General features: G+C 58.7%; 12 protein-coding genes. 9 read left to right on the forward strand and 3 right to left on the reverse strand.

Annotated features, from left to right (window positions below):
• The 3 genes from JQC81_RS24635 to maiA all read left to right on the forward strand — a co-directional run.
• On the forward strand, positions 1-328 hold a 328-nt coding region (locus JQC81_RS24635; RefSeq protein WP_203274447.1), incomplete at its 5' end, for a malonyl-CoA decarboxylase domain-containing protein.
• A gap of 62 nt (positions 329-390) precedes the next feature.
• Positions 391-1,917, forward strand: a complete 1,527-nt coding sequence (locus JQC81_RS24640; RefSeq protein ID WP_203274448.1) for a malonate--CoA ligase — start codon at positions 391-393, stop codon at positions 1,915-1,917.
• 23 nt (positions 1,918-1,940) lie between these two features.
• Positions 1,941-2,567 (forward strand): maleylacetoacetate isomerase, encoded by a 627-nt coding sequence (maiA, locus tag JQC81_RS24645; RefSeq protein WP_203274449.1) that lies wholly within the window; start codon positions 1,941-1,943, stop codon positions 2,565-2,567.
• 677 nt (positions 2,568-3,244) lie between these two features.
• Here the strand turns inward: maiA and JQC81_RS24650 are convergent.
• Together JQC81_RS24650 and JQC81_RS24655 are read right to left on the reverse strand one after the other, a co-directional pair.
• On the reverse strand, positions 3,245-3,919 hold the full coding sequence (locus JQC81_RS24650) for a GntR family transcriptional regulator (protein WP_203274450.1): 675 nt from the start codon (positions 3,917-3,919) through the stop codon (positions 3,245-3,247).
• A 37-nt stretch (positions 3,920-3,956) separates the two neighbouring features.
• Positions 3,957-6,902, reverse strand: coding sequence for an FAD-binding and (Fe-S)-binding domain-containing protein (locus JQC81_RS24655; RefSeq protein ID WP_203274451.1), 2,946 nt, complete (start codon positions 6,900-6,902; stop codon positions 3,957-3,959).
• 126 nt (positions 6,903-7,028) lie between these two features.
• On the opposite strand from JQC81_RS24655, the gene JQC81_RS24660 reads away from it, so the two are divergent.
• The 6 genes from JQC81_RS24660 to JQC81_RS24685 all read left to right on the forward strand — a co-directional run bounded on the left by JQC81_RS24660 (position 7,029) and on the right by JQC81_RS24685 (position 13,673).
• Positions 7,029-8,222, forward strand: a complete 1,194-nt coding sequence (locus JQC81_RS24660) for a pyridoxal-phosphate-dependent aminotransferase family protein (RefSeq protein ID WP_203274452.1) — start codon at positions 7,029-7,031, stop codon at positions 8,220-8,222.
• A 104-nt stretch (positions 8,223-8,326) separates the two neighbouring features.
• Positions 8,327-8,752, forward strand: coding sequence for a GlcG/HbpS family heme-binding protein (locus JQC81_RS24665; protein ID WP_203274453.1), 426 nt, complete (start codon positions 8,327-8,329; stop codon positions 8,750-8,752).
• 563 nt (positions 8,753-9,315) lie between these two features.
• Entirely contained in the window at positions 9,316-10,341 is a 1,026-nt protein-coding gene (locus JQC81_RS24670; RefSeq protein WP_203274454.1) for a Bug family tripartite tricarboxylate transporter substrate binding protein, read from the forward strand.
• Positions 10,342-10,409: 68 nt separating this feature from the next.
• Positions 10,410-10,907: a tripartite tricarboxylate transporter TctB family protein gene (locus JQC81_RS24675; protein WP_203274455.1), complete on the forward strand. Its 498-nt coding sequence runs from the start codon at positions 10,410-10,412 to the stop codon at positions 10,905-10,907.
• A gap of 8 nt (positions 10,908-10,915) precedes the next feature.
• Complete coding sequence (locus tag JQC81_RS24680; RefSeq protein WP_203274456.1) at positions 10,916-12,436, forward strand: tripartite tricarboxylate transporter permease; 1,521 nt, start codon at positions 10,916-10,918, stop codon at positions 12,434-12,436.
• A 352-nt stretch (positions 12,437-12,788) separates the two neighbouring features.
• Positions 12,789-13,673, forward strand: coding sequence for an AEC family transporter (locus JQC81_RS24685; protein WP_203274457.1), 885 nt, complete (start codon positions 12,789-12,791; stop codon positions 13,671-13,673).
• A gap of 147 nt (positions 13,674-13,820) precedes the next feature.
• Here the strand turns inward: JQC81_RS24685 and JQC81_RS24690 are convergent, their stop codons facing one another.
• Positions 13,821-15,221: a M20 family metallopeptidase gene (locus tag JQC81_RS24690; RefSeq protein ID WP_203274458.1), complete on the reverse strand. Its 1,401-nt coding sequence runs from the start codon at positions 15,219-15,221 to the stop codon at positions 13,821-13,823.
• Positions 15,222-15,256: the final 35 nt, after the last annotated feature.

A 15,256-nucleotide genomic window follows, 5' to 3' on the forward strand; every position in this document is an offset into this window, starting at 1 on the left:
AGCTGAGAAAATTCGCGCCGTACTTCTCCCTGCTGCAGCCTACTACTTCCTGAAGGTCAGGGATCCCAAAGGTCGTCAGGTCGATCCGGTCGCCCGCTTCCATCTCGGCAACGGGGCGCGGCTCGAGCGCTTGAACTTCCTTGGCGACGTTTCGGCGAAAGGCCTGAAGCAGGCCCATGGACTGATGGTGAACTACCTCTACGCTCTCGATGAGATCGAGAAGAACCATGAGGCCTTCGCTGAGAAGGGCGTGGTGGCTGCCTCGCCTGGAGTCCGCAAAGCTCTGTCAACCGATCTACCCTCCCGCGATCTTGTGTCCACCCCATGACCGCAACGATCCTAAATTCCTTGACCGGGTCGATCATCGACCCTCGCTTTGGAGCCCATGCCATGAACGCGAACCTGTTCGACCGGCTCGAACGCTCGATCACCGATCCAGCGAAGACAGCCATCACGACACCGGACAGTGAGACGATCAGCTATGCCGACCTGATCGCTCTATCCGGCCGGTTGGCCAACGTCCTCGTCACCCGCGGGGTCAAGCCAGGCGACCGGGTTGCCGTTCAGGTCGAAAAATCGGTCCCGGCTCTCGTGCTGTATCTTGCCACCGTCCGGGCGGGAGCGGTCTATCTGCCCCTGAATACAGCTTACACGCTGGCGGAGCTGGAGTACTTCATCAGCGATGCGGAGCCGTCGCTTGTCGTCTGCAATCCTTCCAAACGCGAAGGGATCAAGCAACTGGCTGCGAAGGTGGAAGCGTCAGTTGAAACCCTTGATGCCGCAGGGCAGGGCTCGCTCACGGATGCTGCCGCCGATAGCGCTGACGTGTTCAGGACCGTGCAGCGGGCCGGTGATGATCTGGCGGCGATTCTTTACACCTCGGGGACGACCGGCCGCTCCAAGGGTGCCATGCTGACCCATGACAATCTCGTCTCCAATGCCCTGACTCTGATTGATGCTTGGCGCTTCACGGCAGACGATGTGCTGATCCACGCCCTGCCGATCTACCACACCCATGGGCTCTTCGTCGCCAGCAACGTCATCCTGCTCTCCGGCGCGTCAATGATCTTCCTGCCGAAGTTCGATGCCGACGAGGTTCTCGGGCTCATGCCTCGTGCCACGGCGTTGATGGGAGTGCCGACCTTCTACGTTCGGCTGCTGCAGCATCCAGGCCTCACCAAGGAGATGACCTCCGGCATGCGCCTGTTCGTGTCAGGCTCGGCGCCTCTGCTGGCCGAGACCCACCGGGAGTGGAGCACCCGCACCGGCCATGACATCTTGGAGCGCTATGGCATGACCGAGACGAACATGAACACCTCCAATCCCTATGACGGTGACAGGGTACCAGGTGCCGTCGGCCTGCCGCTGCCGGGCGTGTCGGTGCGCATCACCAACCCGGAGACCGGTGAAGAACTGGGAGCGAACGAGATCGGCATGATCGAGGTGAAGGGCCCGAACGTGTTCAAGGGCTACTGGCGCATGCCGGAGAAGACCGCCTCCGAGTTCCGCCCCGACGGCTTCTTCATCACGGGCGATCTCGGCAAGATTGATGAGCGTGGTTACGTGCACATCCTCGGCCGCGGCAAGGACCTGGTGATCACCGGCGGCTTCAACGTCTACCCGAAGGAGATCGAGGACGAGATCGATGCCATTCCAGGGGTGCTCGAGAGCGCAGTCATTGGGGTGCCGCACAAGGACTTCGGCGAGGGGGTGACGGCTGTCGTCGTGCGCTCGAAGGAGGCAGAGGTCGACGAGAAGGCAATCTTGGCGGCACTTGAGGGGCGCCTGGCGAAGTTCAAGCTGCCGAAACGCGTTGTCTTCGTCGACGAGCTGCCGCGCAACACCATGGGCAAGGTGCAGAAAAACGTACTGCGTGAGCGGTTCTCTGACCTTTATACGCTGGCAAGCGTGTCGTGACGTCCAGTCGCTGAGGTGACGCTGTGAAGCTTTATACCTACTTCCGTTCATCGGCGGCCTATCGGGTTCGGATCGCGCTTGCGCTGAAGGGACTGGCCTACGAGTCTCTGCCGGTCAATCTCATCAAGGGCGGGCAGGACGAGGCTGAATTCAGAGCCATCAACCCACAGGGCCGGGTTCCGGCCCTCGACGTGGATGGTAACGTTCTCACCCAGTCACCTGCGATCCTGGAGTATCTTGAGGAGTGCTATCCCGATCCGCCGCTCCTCCCGGCAGAACCCTTGGCCAGAGCCAGGGTAAGAGCCGCATGTGCGGTCATTGCCTGTGATATCCATCCGCTCAACAACATCGGAGCTCTGCGCTACCTGAAGCGTCGGATGGGACAAGATCAGGCTTCCATTGATGCCTGGTGCACTACTTGGATTAGAATAGGCTTCAGTGCTCTTGAGGATCTCCTGCAACCCGGTCCTTTCGCCTTCGGTTCGCATCCAACTCTGGCAGACGTGTATCTCGTACCGCAGGTCTATAATGCACGGCGCCTCAACCTCTCTCTGGATGAATATCCGAATATTGCCGCAGTCGACGCAACCTGTTCTACGCTGTCGACGTTCGTTGCAGCACGGCCAGACAACCAAATTGATGCGGTCTAAGACAGCAAACGCCAGTCCTGTAGGGCAGCTAATCCGTCGCGAGCCACATGTGTAGATTGGGTTCAAACGGCATCGTCAGCTTAACCAAGTAAAGACTGCTTTGTAGCGAGTTCAGCTATCCCCTGCCGGTCTAAGCTATTGAAAATGCGTGGTTGGCGCCAGACCTAAATATCAGAAAGGGCAAGTAAAAGCGTTAAGTTGGCGAAACCCTTCCGTGACACCTACATCGCCTCTCTGGAGCAGCGGTCCGGCAAAGCTGGAAAAACGTTCATCGGAGATACCTCCGGTCTAACCAGACCAGAGCCGGCTGAATGAAAATTACTCCGAACATTGGGTCGAAGCTAGCGGAGGGCTCTATCACATGAATGGTTTCTCCTTACCTATAATGCCCTCGTGTGAATGCTGGATGGGGCGCTTTCGATGACAATTAGGCCGGAGGGCGCATGAGCCAAATGGAATTTACTTGCATGATGTGATAACGCCTGCGACAGGCTGCCTCAAAGCTGTTGGCCGACGCCGATCTGCGCCGCCAGTATCCGCTCCGGCGGACGTCGGCTTTCCCTGTGGGAGGAACCTTCCAGGAGAACTTATAGCTGCTCCAGGCTGACTTGCGAGCTGTCCGGCACCAATTCAAATGGTGCTATGTAGCAGGGCTCCACTTCAAGATGAAGAGCGCGTCAGGTGCTCTCTCCATACGCGGCTAAAATTACTTGCTTCTTGCCGCGGATGTGCTCGCGCATCAACTTCGCAAGATTTTCGGCATCGCGAGATTTGAGAAGTTTTACCATCGCCTCATGCTCGTTAACTGCCCTATGCCATTGCTCAGGTGTCTTATGCGCCGAGTAGCGCGTGCGTTGAATACGCCCAGATAAGCCCTCGTAAATTCCCTGCAGCGTCGCATTGCGGCTCGCAGCCATGATTGCTTCGTGGATCTCACGATTAAGCGTGAAATAGGTGGAGTGGTCCCCCTGTTTCCAAGCCGTTATCATCCGGTGATGGAGTGCCTCGATCGACGCAATCTCTTCATCCGTAATCCGCCGACAAGCGAGGTCGGCAGCCGTCGCTTCAAGCCCAGCTACCACTTCGATCATTTCGTCGATCTCATGATTTGTGATGCTGGCGACCCGTGCACCGCGATTGGGAAGTAGCTCCAGCAGACCTTCAGTCGCAAGGATCTTAATTGCCTCGCGCAGTGGAGTTCGGGATATTCCAAAGCGTTCGGCAAGCTCCAGCTCATTGACGCGCGACTTCGGTTCGAGCTCGCCGGAGTGGATCAATTTCCGCAGACGCTCTGCCACTTCGTCATGAAGATAACGCCGGCTGATACTGGTAGTCGTTTCCAAGCGGTTCATTATACAGCCATATCTACAAAGGTCTTGGGCATCGTGTTCATGTCAGGGGCTTGCAGCCGGGGGTGAGAGCCTTGTCGAGCACGCGGGCGACATGAATTGCCTCGCGTTGGGCACCATCGTGTATCTGGTGGCGGCAACTCGTTCCGTCTGCGACCACAATATCTTCAGGCCCGGCCTTGCGCACCGTCGGCAACAGCGACAGCTCTGCCATAGCGTAGGAGACATCGATCGTCTGTGCGCCATAACCGAACGCACCTGACATTCCACAGCAACTCGACTCGATGACCTGCACGTTGAGGCCGGGCACCCTTCGCAAGACACTCTCAACTGCCCCCATTAATCCGAATGCCTTCTGGTGACAATGGCCGTGCAAGTGAGCCGTCCGTCCGCCCTGGTCTGTGAGTGGCAGTGAAATCCTGCCAGCTTCCAGATCGGTGGCCAGCACCTCCTCCAAGAGGAAGGCAGCTTCTGCTAACGGCTCTACTTCCTTCTTCGGCAGCAGCGCCCCAAACTCATCTCGGAAGGTTAAGAGGCAAGATGGTTCAAGACCGATCACCCGAGCGCCCCGGTCTACAAAGGGCTTCAGCGCATCAAGGGTGCGCTGCGCCTCTCGGCGGGCTTGGTCAACAAGTCCGGCGGACAAATAGGTCCGACCGCAGCACAAGGGACGCTTTCCGCCGCTGGCCTGGACCCGGTGCAGACGGTAACCGGCCGCTGTCAGGACGCGCTCTGCGGCCTCCAGGTTCTCGGGCTCGAAATAGCGGTTGAAAGTATCGCCGAACAGCACGATGTCGCGACCGTCGCCAACAACGTCTTCCACGCCCGCCACTTCGCCGATCTGCCGCCACGGGCGTCCCCATTGCGGCAACGAGCGGCGTGCGCTGAACCCGAGCCAGCGTTCCGTTGCTTTTGCCAGGAAGGGGAGGGTGTCGCGCAGGTTCAGGAGCGGTGCAATCAGGCTCGCGAGAGGTGCGTAGCGTGGCAGATGGGCAATCAGCCGCTCCTTGAGGGGCAGGCCGTGGCGTGCATGGTAGTGATGGAGAAACTCGATCTTCATCTTCGCCATATCGACGCCAGTCGGACACTCGCGCTTGCAGCCTTTGCAGGAGACGCACAGATCAAGCGTCTCCTTCATCTCGGGGGAGGTGAAGGCATTCGGGCCAAGCTGCCCGGTGATTGCCAGGCGTAGCGAGTTGGCGCGGCCGCGGGTAACATGCTGCTCCTGGCGGGTGGCGCGATAGGACGGACACATGGTTCCGCCCAGTGTCTTCCGGCACGTGCCGTTGTTGTTGCACATCTCGACAGCTTGGCCAAAGCCGCCCCAGTCAGACCAGTCCAGAGCCGTCCTGCGGGGCTCCACGCTGTCGTAGGCCGGCGGAAAACGCATCAGGCTTCGATCATTCATCCGATAGGGACGGACGATCTTGCCGGGGTTGAGCTGGTTCTCAGGATCGAACCCATCCTTCACGGCCTCGAAGGCGCGCACCAGGCGGGTGCCGAACATGCGCTCGTGAAATTCGGAACGCGAGATGCCGTCGCCGTGCTCTCCGGAGTGGGAGCCTTTGAACCGCCGCACGAGATCACAGGCATCCTCCGCAATGGCACGCATCGCACCGACATCAGTGTCACTCTTCATGTTCAGGATTGGTCGAACATGAAGGCAGCCCACAGAAGCATGAGCATACCAGGTACCGCGTGTGCCATGGCGCTCAAACAGCTCTGTAATGGCATCAGTGTAGTCGGCAAGATGCTCCAGGGGGACTGCGCAATCCTCAATGAAGGAGACAGGCTTGGCATCTCCTTTCATGGACATCATGATGTTGAGGCAGGCTTCGCGAACCTCCCAGACCTGGCGCTGACGCGGCGGCTCGACAACCTCGACGACGGCATCCGGGAAGCCGAGATCGGCCATGCATTGGTCCAGGCGCTTCAAATCCGCCTTGAGTTCGTCCAGCCTGTCGCCTGCAAACTCAACAAGAAGCAAACAATTCGGCTCGCCTTTGGTAATGTCGGCAAGCGTTCTACGGAAGAGGGGGATGTCAGCCCCAAGCACCAGGATGTTGTTGTCGACGAGTTCGACCGCAGTCGGCCCGAGCGCCACCAAGTGACGCGTGGTCTCCATGGCCGCACGGAATGAAGGGAAATGGCAGACACCCATGACGCGGTGAACCGGGATGGTTGAGAGCCTCAGGGTGACGCCCGTGGTCACCGCGAGCGTGCCCTCTGAACCAACCAGGAGATGCGCGAGATTCGGCTGCTCGAGAAGAAGCGCATCAAGATTGTACCCGCCAACCCGGCGCTGCACCTTCGGGAACATGCGCTCGATCTCGGTGCGCTCGCGGTGAGCCAGCGCAATCATTTCGGCCGAAAGCCGTGCCGCACGCTCTGAGCCTGCTGTCTCAGCCCCATCGAAGCGGAATGCTTCGCCATCCGAAAAGAGGCCCGTTGTAGAAACGACATTATCCACCATCTTCCCGTAGCGCAGGGAGCGCGCGCCGCAGGAGTTGTTGCCCGTCATTCCACCAATCGTGCAGCGGCTTGCCGTCGACGGCTCAACGGGGAAAAACAGCCCATCCGCCTTGAGCTTGGCGTTGAGGTGTTCCAGCACAATGCCGGGCTCGACGGTGACTGTCCGCGCCTTTGGATCGTATGACGTGATCGCGTTGAAGTGCCGGCTGCAATCGACGATCAGCCCAGCCCCGATAGGCTGTCCATTTTGCGAGGTTCCCCCACCGCGCGCGATGACCGAAACCCCATGCTCGCGGGCAATTTTCAGGCTGGCCTCAATGTCTGCGGCGCTCTTCGGAAAGACGACGCCGACGGGCATGATTTGATACAATGATGCATCTGTCGCATATCGGCCGCGTGTGAAGGCGTCGAAGCGAACCTCACCCTCCAGAGCATTGGAGAGCCGCCGTTCCAAACCGAGGTCGCGCCTTTGAGGATGCTGTGGGGCGGCGGGGGAAGAGAACGTGCCATGCATGGGAAAGGTCCTAAATGTGCCGCTCTTACGCCGGCTCTTGCGCACTTGGAATTCATAATACAAAATTCAAAACTAGCAAATCGGCGGGTCTGACGTCACTTCAAGGCCTGCGCAAGGGAGGATCATGTGACACACCATACAGGCCGCCATTTCCTGCAGATTCCTGGGCCCACTAACACGCCCCTGCCGATCCTTGCTGCAATCGCGAAGCCGACGATCGATCATCGGGGTCCGGAGTTCGCCAAGCTTGGGCTGGAAGTTCTCACGGGCATTCGCACGATCTTCAAGACATCAGGGCCGGTAATCATCTATCCGGCCTCCGGAACCGGCGCCTGGGAGGCCGCCCTCGTCAATATACTCTCGCCCGGCGACAACGTCTTGATGTTCGAGACAGGATGGTTCTCAACCCTTTGGAGCAAGATGGCGAAGCGTCTTGGGATCGAGGCGGAGTTCATCAAGGGCGATTGGCGCTCTGGCGTAAATGCTGATGCGATCGAGGCTCGACTGGCAGAGGATAAGGCCCACACGATCAAAGCTGTCGCTGTCGTGCACAATGAGACATCGACAGGAGCGACCTCCAATATTGCCGCCGTGCGACGAGCCATCGACAATGCAGGCCATCCGGCTTTGCTTCTCGTCGATACGATATCGTCTCTCGGGTCAATTGATTACCGGCACGAAGAGTGGGGTGTGGACGTTACGGTCGGAGGATCCCAGAAGGGGCTGATGCTTCCGCCGGGATTGTCCTTCAATGCGGTCTCGGATAAGGCCCTTGCCGCTGCAAAGAAAGCGAAACTCCCGCGCTCGTTCTGGGATTGGGAGGATATGCTGGCGATCAATGCAAAGGGCTTCTTCCCCTATACCCCGTCGACAAACCTCCTGCAGGGGCTCAGTGTTGCGATCCAGATGCTGCACGAGGAAGGTCTCGACAATGTCTTCGCCCGGCATGATCGCGCCGCTGAAGCAACCCGGCGTTGCGTGCGTCATTGGGGTCTTGAAATCCAGTGCCAAAACCCACTGGAGTACTCATCCTCACTGACCGCGGTGCGGCTTCCCGAGGGATATTCCGCCGATCGGTTGAGGGCAGAGATCCTGACGCGCTGCAATATGTCCCTCGGCAATGGTCTCGGTCCCCTTGCCGACCGGGTCTTCCGGATTGGTCATCTCGGCGATTTTCATGATCTCATGGTAACCGGCGTTCTCTCCGGGATTGAGATGGGCTTGCGCGTGTGCGGAATTCCTCACCGGTCCGGAGGTGTCGAAGTGGCCATGAACTACTTGAGCGGCAATGCCGGAGCCACGTCCCAAGCGGCCGAATAACACTCCGGCCGGGCTGGGAGAGCCTGTGCCAGTTTGGCCTGTGGCCCAGCCCACTCTCCTTACAAGGATATCCTTACTGGAAACGACCACTGTCGGAGGAGTTCATGCTCACGCTAAAGGCAGCCCAAGAGATCATCCACGCAGCCCTCGAGGAGGCTGCCCGACGTAGGCTCAAACCACTTGCTGTTGTCGTTCTGGACAGCAGAGGCAGTGTCAAGGCATCGGCTGCTCAGGACAGGACGTCCTTGCTGAGGGACAAGGTGGCGCACGGGAAAGCATTCGGGGCCTTAGGTCTTGGTCTTGGGTCGCGAGCAATTTTCAGGCGTGCTCAAGAGCAGCCTTATTTTGTTTCTGCCGTGAACGCGATCGCCGGGGGGGCCCTTGTCCCCGTTCCCGGCGGCGTTCTCATCAACGGACCCTCAGGGGAAACCATCGGCGCAGTTGGGATCTCCGGCGATACCTCCGACAATGACGAAGCGTGCGCTGTTTCCGCGATCAAGGCCGCATCGTTCGAGCCAGAGGTCGGGTAGCAGAGAGAGGCAGTCTCTGCGGCTGTTTGACATGCCTCCAGCATGTATTGGACGGGGCGGCAGCCGTGAGCCGTTCAAGCGATGCTGCCTAGGCAGGTGCTGACTTGCTTGGAGCGCTCCAGCTATTCGCTCTCGTGATGCAGCGGCCGCAACAGGTGGCATTCTGGCCCTGATGGTGCTCGTGGGTGTTCTCATGTGCCTCCAACAATGAGCTTGTTTTTGCCTGACGCCCTCAACAAGCGCACTTTCGACAGTGCCTCTGGGCGATAGGGTGAGAAGTTCTCGGTAACAAAAGCACCGACATCGGGCTTGGCTTTGCTTCAATGATAGGGCCCTCAACCCCTGCTGCCAGCGCAGGAGCTTTCGAATATCTGGCAGTATACCGAAGCCGGCTGAGCACTCCATTGCTGCTCCCCACTTCGGGAAGAAAAGGCTTGTCACAACCGGTTTTTTGAATTCATAATTACGAAAACCATAAAAGAAGACCGTCTGCGAGAAGGCGGTAGGTAGGGAACGTCGAATGTCGCGTTTGCCGCTTCGGTCAAGCGCGCAAGGAGGACTGAATGATTCCGAAGGTAATTAATGCACAGCGTGCACTCGGCTTCGCAGCGTCGGCCGCAATGGCCCTGGTCCTGGGAACTGCACCAGCCTTTGCGCAGGCCGAGTGGAAGCCAACCAAGCCAGTGGAGTTCGTCGGCGCGGCGGGGGCGGGCGGTGGCACAGACATCTTTGCGCGCGCAGTACAGCTGGCAATCCAGAACAACAAGTTGATAGATCAGCCGATCCTGGTCTCGAACAAGGGCGGTGGCAGCGGAGCCGAGACCTTTGTTTACGTCAAAGCTGCAGAGGGGGATGGTCACAAGCTCGCATTTGGCACCTCCAATCTTTACACACTGCCCATGGTTGCCAAAGTGGCATTCAAACATACGGATTTCATGCCCGTCGCCGCGATGGTGTTCGACGAGTTCATTCTCTGGACCAAGGGTGACGCACCATACAATGACTACAAGTCGTTCACGACAGCAGCCAAAGCTGCCAGCGGTCCCTTCAAGATGGCGGGCGCTTTGTCGAAGGATACGGACCAGACGCTCACGCGCTTGATCGAGAAAGATACGGGCGCGAAGTTTGTCTACATTCCCTTCAAGAGCGGCGGTGAGGCTTCGGTTCAGCTTACGGGCGGGCACGTGCAGTCCCACGTCAATAACCCGAGCGAGAGCGTTGGGCATTGGAAGGCGGGGCAATTAAAGGCTCTGTGCGTGTTCTCAAAGGAGAGGATGGCAGAAGGGCCAAAGGTCACTCCGACGCAGAGCTGGCACGACATTCCGACTTGCAAGGAGCAGGGGGCGGGTATCGAGGCGTATCAGATGCCACGCACCGTTGCACTTCCACCGGGAACGCCTCAGGCCACCGTGGATTTCTGGGCGGGTGTCCTCAAGAAGGTAACCGAGACTCCCGAGTGGAAGGACTATCTGACGAGGACCGCGCAGACTGGCCGTTTCATGGCGGGGAGCAACCTCAAGGCCTTCATTGATGAGGATGAGAAGCGCACCCGCAAGGTGTATGAAGAAGAAGGTTGGCTCGTCAACTGAACCTTTGGGTCCTTGCGAAAGGCACGACATTTCCCGTGCCTTTCGTTCTCTAGCGGGAGGTGGGATCAGTGGATAACGAGCGGGCGCTCATATCGCGCGCAAGCATGGAGGTGGCAACGGCGCTTGTCACCGGAGGAGTTGGCGCAGCCGTCATTTGGGGAGCCGCCGAGCATGACATCGGCTGGGGCGATTCAGGCCCGGGATCAGGCTACTTCCCATTCCGCATCGGCATCCTCATTATCCTGGCAAGCCTTACAAATCTTGTCCTGGCGCTGCGACGACGTGGTTTCGGTAACGAAGTCTTTGTCACGAATGCACAGATGCGGAGCGTGCTCGCCTTCGGCCTGCCAATTCTTGGCTTCGTCGTGCTCTCTCTGTTCCTCGGCCTCTATGTCGCGGCAATACTTTATCTGGCGTTCGTGATGATTTTCCAGGGTGGCTATCGCCCCCTGTTCGCGATTGGTTTGGCATTCGCGGTTGCAGTTGCGATGCGGCTCATATTTCCGATTTGGTTCAAGGTGCCCCTCCTGACGGGCCCGATCGAAGCGCTGCTCGGGCTTTATTGAGGTGTTTCATGGCCAATCTCGACTCACTTTTCCACGGCTTCGTAGTCGCTCTGACAATGCAGCATGTGATGCTGATGATGGTTGGCGTCCTGCTTGGCATTCTGGTCGGCGTGCTTCCGGGTTTGGGAGCACCCAATGGAGTGACGCTCCTGCTGCCGCTGACCTACACAATGGACCCAGTCGGAGCAATCATTCTGCTGACCAGCATGTACTGGGGCGCGCTGTTCGGCGGCTCCACGACATCGATCCTGTTCAATATTCCGGGCGAACCGTCCTCTGTTGCAACGACCTTTGACGGCCATCCGATGGCCAAGCAAGGGCGTGCCATCCAGGCGCTCTCCTTCGCGTTCCTGTCAGCTGGATTTGGTGCAATGGTGGGCGTGATCGTCACCACACTCTTATCCGGTTGGGTGACGAGCTTTGCCCTTCAGTTCTCGTCTCCTGAGTTCTTCGCCGTCTACTTTCTGGCCTTTGCAAGCTTTGTTGGCCTATCCGCCGCGCAACCTTCAAAGACGATCGTCTCCATCCTCCTGGGTTTTGCATTCGCAACCGTCGGCATGGATACGATCTCTGGAAGCCTGAGGTTGACGTTCGGGTTCGATGAATTACTGCGCGGCATCAGCTTTCTGATTGTCGTCATCGGCCTTTTCGGAATCGGCGAACTTCTCCTCACGATGGAGGAGGGGCTCAAGTTTGAGGGCGTGAGGGCGAAGGTCAGCCTTGCAGGCGTTCTGGAAACCCTTGTCCGCATGCCACGGTACTGGGTTGCCCTGATCAGGGGCAGCCTGATCGGCGTCTGGATGGGCATCACGCCCGGTGGCCCCACTGCAGCGTCTTTCATGAGCTATGGGCTGGCGAAGAGATTCTCGCGTCGGCGGGAGCACTTTGGAACCGGTGAACCCGAGGGCATTATCGCGCCGGAAGCCGCTGATCATGGCGCGGGCACTGCCGCCATGCTACCGATGCTCGCCCTTGGCATCCCCGGTTCTGCCACAGCTGCCGTGATGATGGGCGGCCTGATGATCTGGGGGCTCAATCCCGGTCCGATGCTGTTCATTGAGCGACCTGACTTCGTTTGGGGCCTCATCGCTTCTATGTATATCGGCAATGTGGTGGCCGTCATCCTGGTTCTCGCGACAGTGCCGCTCTTCGCCTCTATCTTGCGGATACCATTCGCGATTATTGGCCCGCTCATCGTCGTCGTCTGCTTCATCGGCGCCTGGACCGTTGGTGCGTCCAAGCCGGATCTGTGGCTTGCGCTGATCTTCGGCATCGTTGGTTATGTGTTCAAGAAGCTCGACTACCCGATTGCACCGCTGGTCTTGGCCCTGGTGCTCGGGGATAAGGCGGAGGACGCGTTCCGCCAGTCGATGCTGATGTCCCAAGGCAGCTTGAACATTTTCTTCTCGAACCCACTCGTGGGCACAATTACGACTCTCGCGATCATTCTTGTAACCTGGCCGTTCTGGGCTGGCCTGATGAGACGCGTGCACCTGTTGCGCATCCGGCAGCCAAAAGTGATTGAATGAGAGATACGATGGGGTGCCTCGGACATAAACGGCCGAAAGATTTCGGTGTTTGTGATGGGACAGCTGGATCTCGAATCACGGGCGGCGCGGCTTCCATTTGCTCGGAATGGTCATGCGTCAACAGTAGGAAGAGAGATTTCAGCTCCAGTCACAGCTAAACGCAGCCACGGTCTGGTCATGGGCTTGCGCTTTGCAGAGCGCCACATACCTGCCGTCGGAGGGGCATGCGGAAGAGCAGGCATCTACGACAAGCGTTTTAATATTGCCCTGACCTCTGCTGCACTCTCCCTCCGCCATGTGTAGAGTAGGCGCGCAGGGAACCTTGTAGGACTCGAGAGGGCTGGTAGCGCGAATGATTGGGGTTATTTTCTCGGTCGTCGTACCGATCCTCATCACTGTCTCGATTGGCTTCGCATGGACCCGGCTTGGCTACCGGCTAAATTCCAAAGAGCTCACGGCTCTCATCTCAGATATCGCGACGCCCTGTCTTATCATTAGTACGTTCCAAGAGACGCGACTATCATCCGATGCCTTCTTGGACATTGCCGTCGCAACAGGGACAGCGATCGTTCTTTTCGTAGGCGTGGGGGCGTTGCTCCTGCTTGCCTTCGGTCTACGGCTACGAACCTTTCTACCTTCGATTGCCTTCCCGAATGCTGGCAATCTCGGTTTGCCCCTGTCGCTCTATGCATTCGGTACTGAGGGATTGGGCTACGCAATCGCCTTCTTCTCGATGTCATCCGTCGCAAACTATACGCTGGGACAGGCGATCGCTGCGGGCCAAGCGAACTGGCGAGGGTTGATACGGCTCCCAATTCTTTATGCCGTCGCAATTGGAATTCTCCTCTCTTTCACTGGGGTCGAGCTACCCAGGTGGATAAAGGCCACTGTCGGGCTCATCGGAGATATGACCGTTCCCCTGATGCTTCTGATGCTCGGATCCTCGCTCAGCCTGCTCAAGGTCGGGGCATTCTGGCGAGCTGCACTTGTCTCCGGTATCCGCATTGGGTGTGGAGCGGCCATTGGCATCGCAGTAGCTGCGCTCTTCGGCCTGAGTGGAAGCATGAAAGCGGTCTTGATCTTACAGTGTGCGAACCCGGTTGCCGTATACAACTATCTGTTCGCCCAGCGATGGAACAATCAACCCGAAGAAGTCGCTGGGGTTGTCGTGCTATCGACCCTACTTTCCATTGTCACCATACCGCTCCTGTTGGGCTGGCTTCTTGCCGGCAGTTGAATAGCAGGAGGCAAGGAGTGGCATAGCAGTGTGCTGTTGGCTGCGCATACCAGCTCAGTTCACCCGCCAGCAAAGGACATAAGGACAGCCGCTTCCGGCAGCCAGTATGGGCTGGATGCGAGCCTTGCACACATCCAGCCCAGCATCCTATGCCGAGCGCCCGAGAGGCGGCGTGTCGCCTGTGCCAAGATCCCAATAAAGACCTGCCATCATGGCCAGCCCTTCGCGGGCGATCGCGACGGGCAGATGCTCGTTGGGAGCATGCTGAGAACAGCCAGGGTAGGAATGCGGCACCCAGATCGTGCGTAGTCCCAAGATCTCCGAGAAAATATCATTGGGTAAGGATCCGCCAAGGTTCGGCAAAATAGCAGGCTTCTTGCCGGTTGTACGGGCGAGCGAGCCAACCGACCATGTGACCCAAGGATCCTCCGGATCGAGGCGTGTGGCATGGAAGATCTCATCGCGGCTCTTCGATACCTGAACCATCGGGAAACCATGGCGATCGAGGTGGCGGCGCAAGGCCGGCAGAACCTCCTCCGGATCAATGCCGACGACGAAGCGCAACTGGCAACGCGCCCAAGCTTTGGGCGGCACGGCATTAACAGGTGTTTCCGGGTTGCCTGCCTTCATGGCCAGCACGTCGAACGAGCACCAGCCGAACACCTGCTCGGCCGGGGTGAGGCCAGGCTCGCCCCATTCGGGATCAATCGTCGGCCCATCCGGTCCGCCATCGACTTCGCAGTCGGCCAGAACCTTGCGCACGGAGGCGGGGACTTCCTTCGGCACCCATTCGTGAATACGGATTTGGCCGGTCGGTGATGCAATCGTAGAGATTGCATGTGCAAGCTGAATGGCTGGATCGGAGAGCAGGCCACCCCAGTTGCCAGAATGGTGGCCGCCTTCGCGGGCGTCGATCGTCAGGTCAAACGTGACGCCGCCGCGCGAGCCGAGGAAGACAGTCGGGCGCTCTGCATTCAGGCGTGGACCGTCCGAACCGATGAGCACGTCCGATTTCAGCAGCTTCTTTTGCTCGGAGCACAGCTCCCTCAGGCCGGGAGAGCCCATTTCCTCGCCCATCTCGATCAGGTACTTGGCATTGAAACCCAGCCTGCCGCGCGTCTCGAGGACAGCCTTCAGGGCCGAAATGTTGATGACATGCTGGCCCTTGTTGTCGACCACGCCACGGCCGTACCAGCGATCGCCCACTTCCGTGAGCGTCCAGGGCGACAGGCCCTCGCTCCAGTCCTTGTCCAGACCCCGGATGACATCGCCATGGCCATAGCCCAGAACCGTCGGGAGCACCGGATCCTCCATTCGCTCGGCATAAAGGAACGGCCCTTTCGCCCGCGGATGGTTGAGCGTCTTGCAGGTGAAGCCCAGGCTCTCAAGCAAAGGCCGCATCTCGGTCTCGATATAGGCCGTGAGCACGTCGGACCGCTCTGGGTTCTGACTCTCGGTCGGCATCGCGACAAGACGGGCCAGATCGGTCTTGAAAGCGCCGGAGTCAAAATAGTTCTCGGCCTTTGCGATGGCTTTCTCACGAGTCATTAGGGCTGTTTCCTGTTATTCGACAAGGGAGGGGA

Origin of the sequence: Microvirga arabica, assembly GCF_016811235.1 — a bacterium.
GTDB classification, from domain to species: Bacteria; Pseudomonadota; Alphaproteobacteria; order Rhizobiales; family Beijerinckiaceae; genus Microvirga; species Microvirga arabica.

Excerpts from the sequence above, each read along its gene's own strand:
- JQC81_RS24640 (WP_203274448.1), top strand. The coding sequence starts at position 391 with ATGAACGCGAACCTGTTCGACCGGCTCGAACGCTCGATCACCGATCCA.
- JQC81_RS24650 (WP_203274450.1), bottom strand. The coding sequence starts at position 3,919 with ATGAACCGCTTGGAAACGACTACCAGTATCAGCCGGCGTTATCTTCAT.
- JQC81_RS24655 (WP_203274451.1), bottom strand. The coding sequence starts at position 6,902 with ATGCATGGCACGTTCTCTTCCCCCGCCGCCCCACAGCATCCTCAAAGG.
- JQC81_RS24665 (WP_203274453.1), top strand. The coding sequence starts at position 8,327 with ATGCTCACGCTAAAGGCAGCCCAAGAGATCATCCACGCAGCCCTCGAG.
- JQC81_RS24670 (WP_203274454.1), top strand. The coding sequence starts at position 9,316 with ATGATTCCGAAGGTAATTAATGCACAGCGTGCACTCGGCTTCGCAGCG.
- JQC81_RS24680 (WP_203274456.1), top strand. The coding sequence starts at position 10,916 with ATGGCCAATCTCGACTCACTTTTCCACGGCTTCGTAGTCGCTCTGACA.
- JQC81_RS24685 (WP_203274457.1), top strand. The coding sequence starts at position 12,789 with ATGATTGGGGTTATTTTCTCGGTCGTCGTACCGATCCTCATCACTGTC.
- JQC81_RS24690 (WP_203274458.1), bottom strand. The coding sequence starts at position 15,221 with ATGACTCGTGAGAAAGCCATCGCAAAGGCCGAGAACTATTTTGACTCC.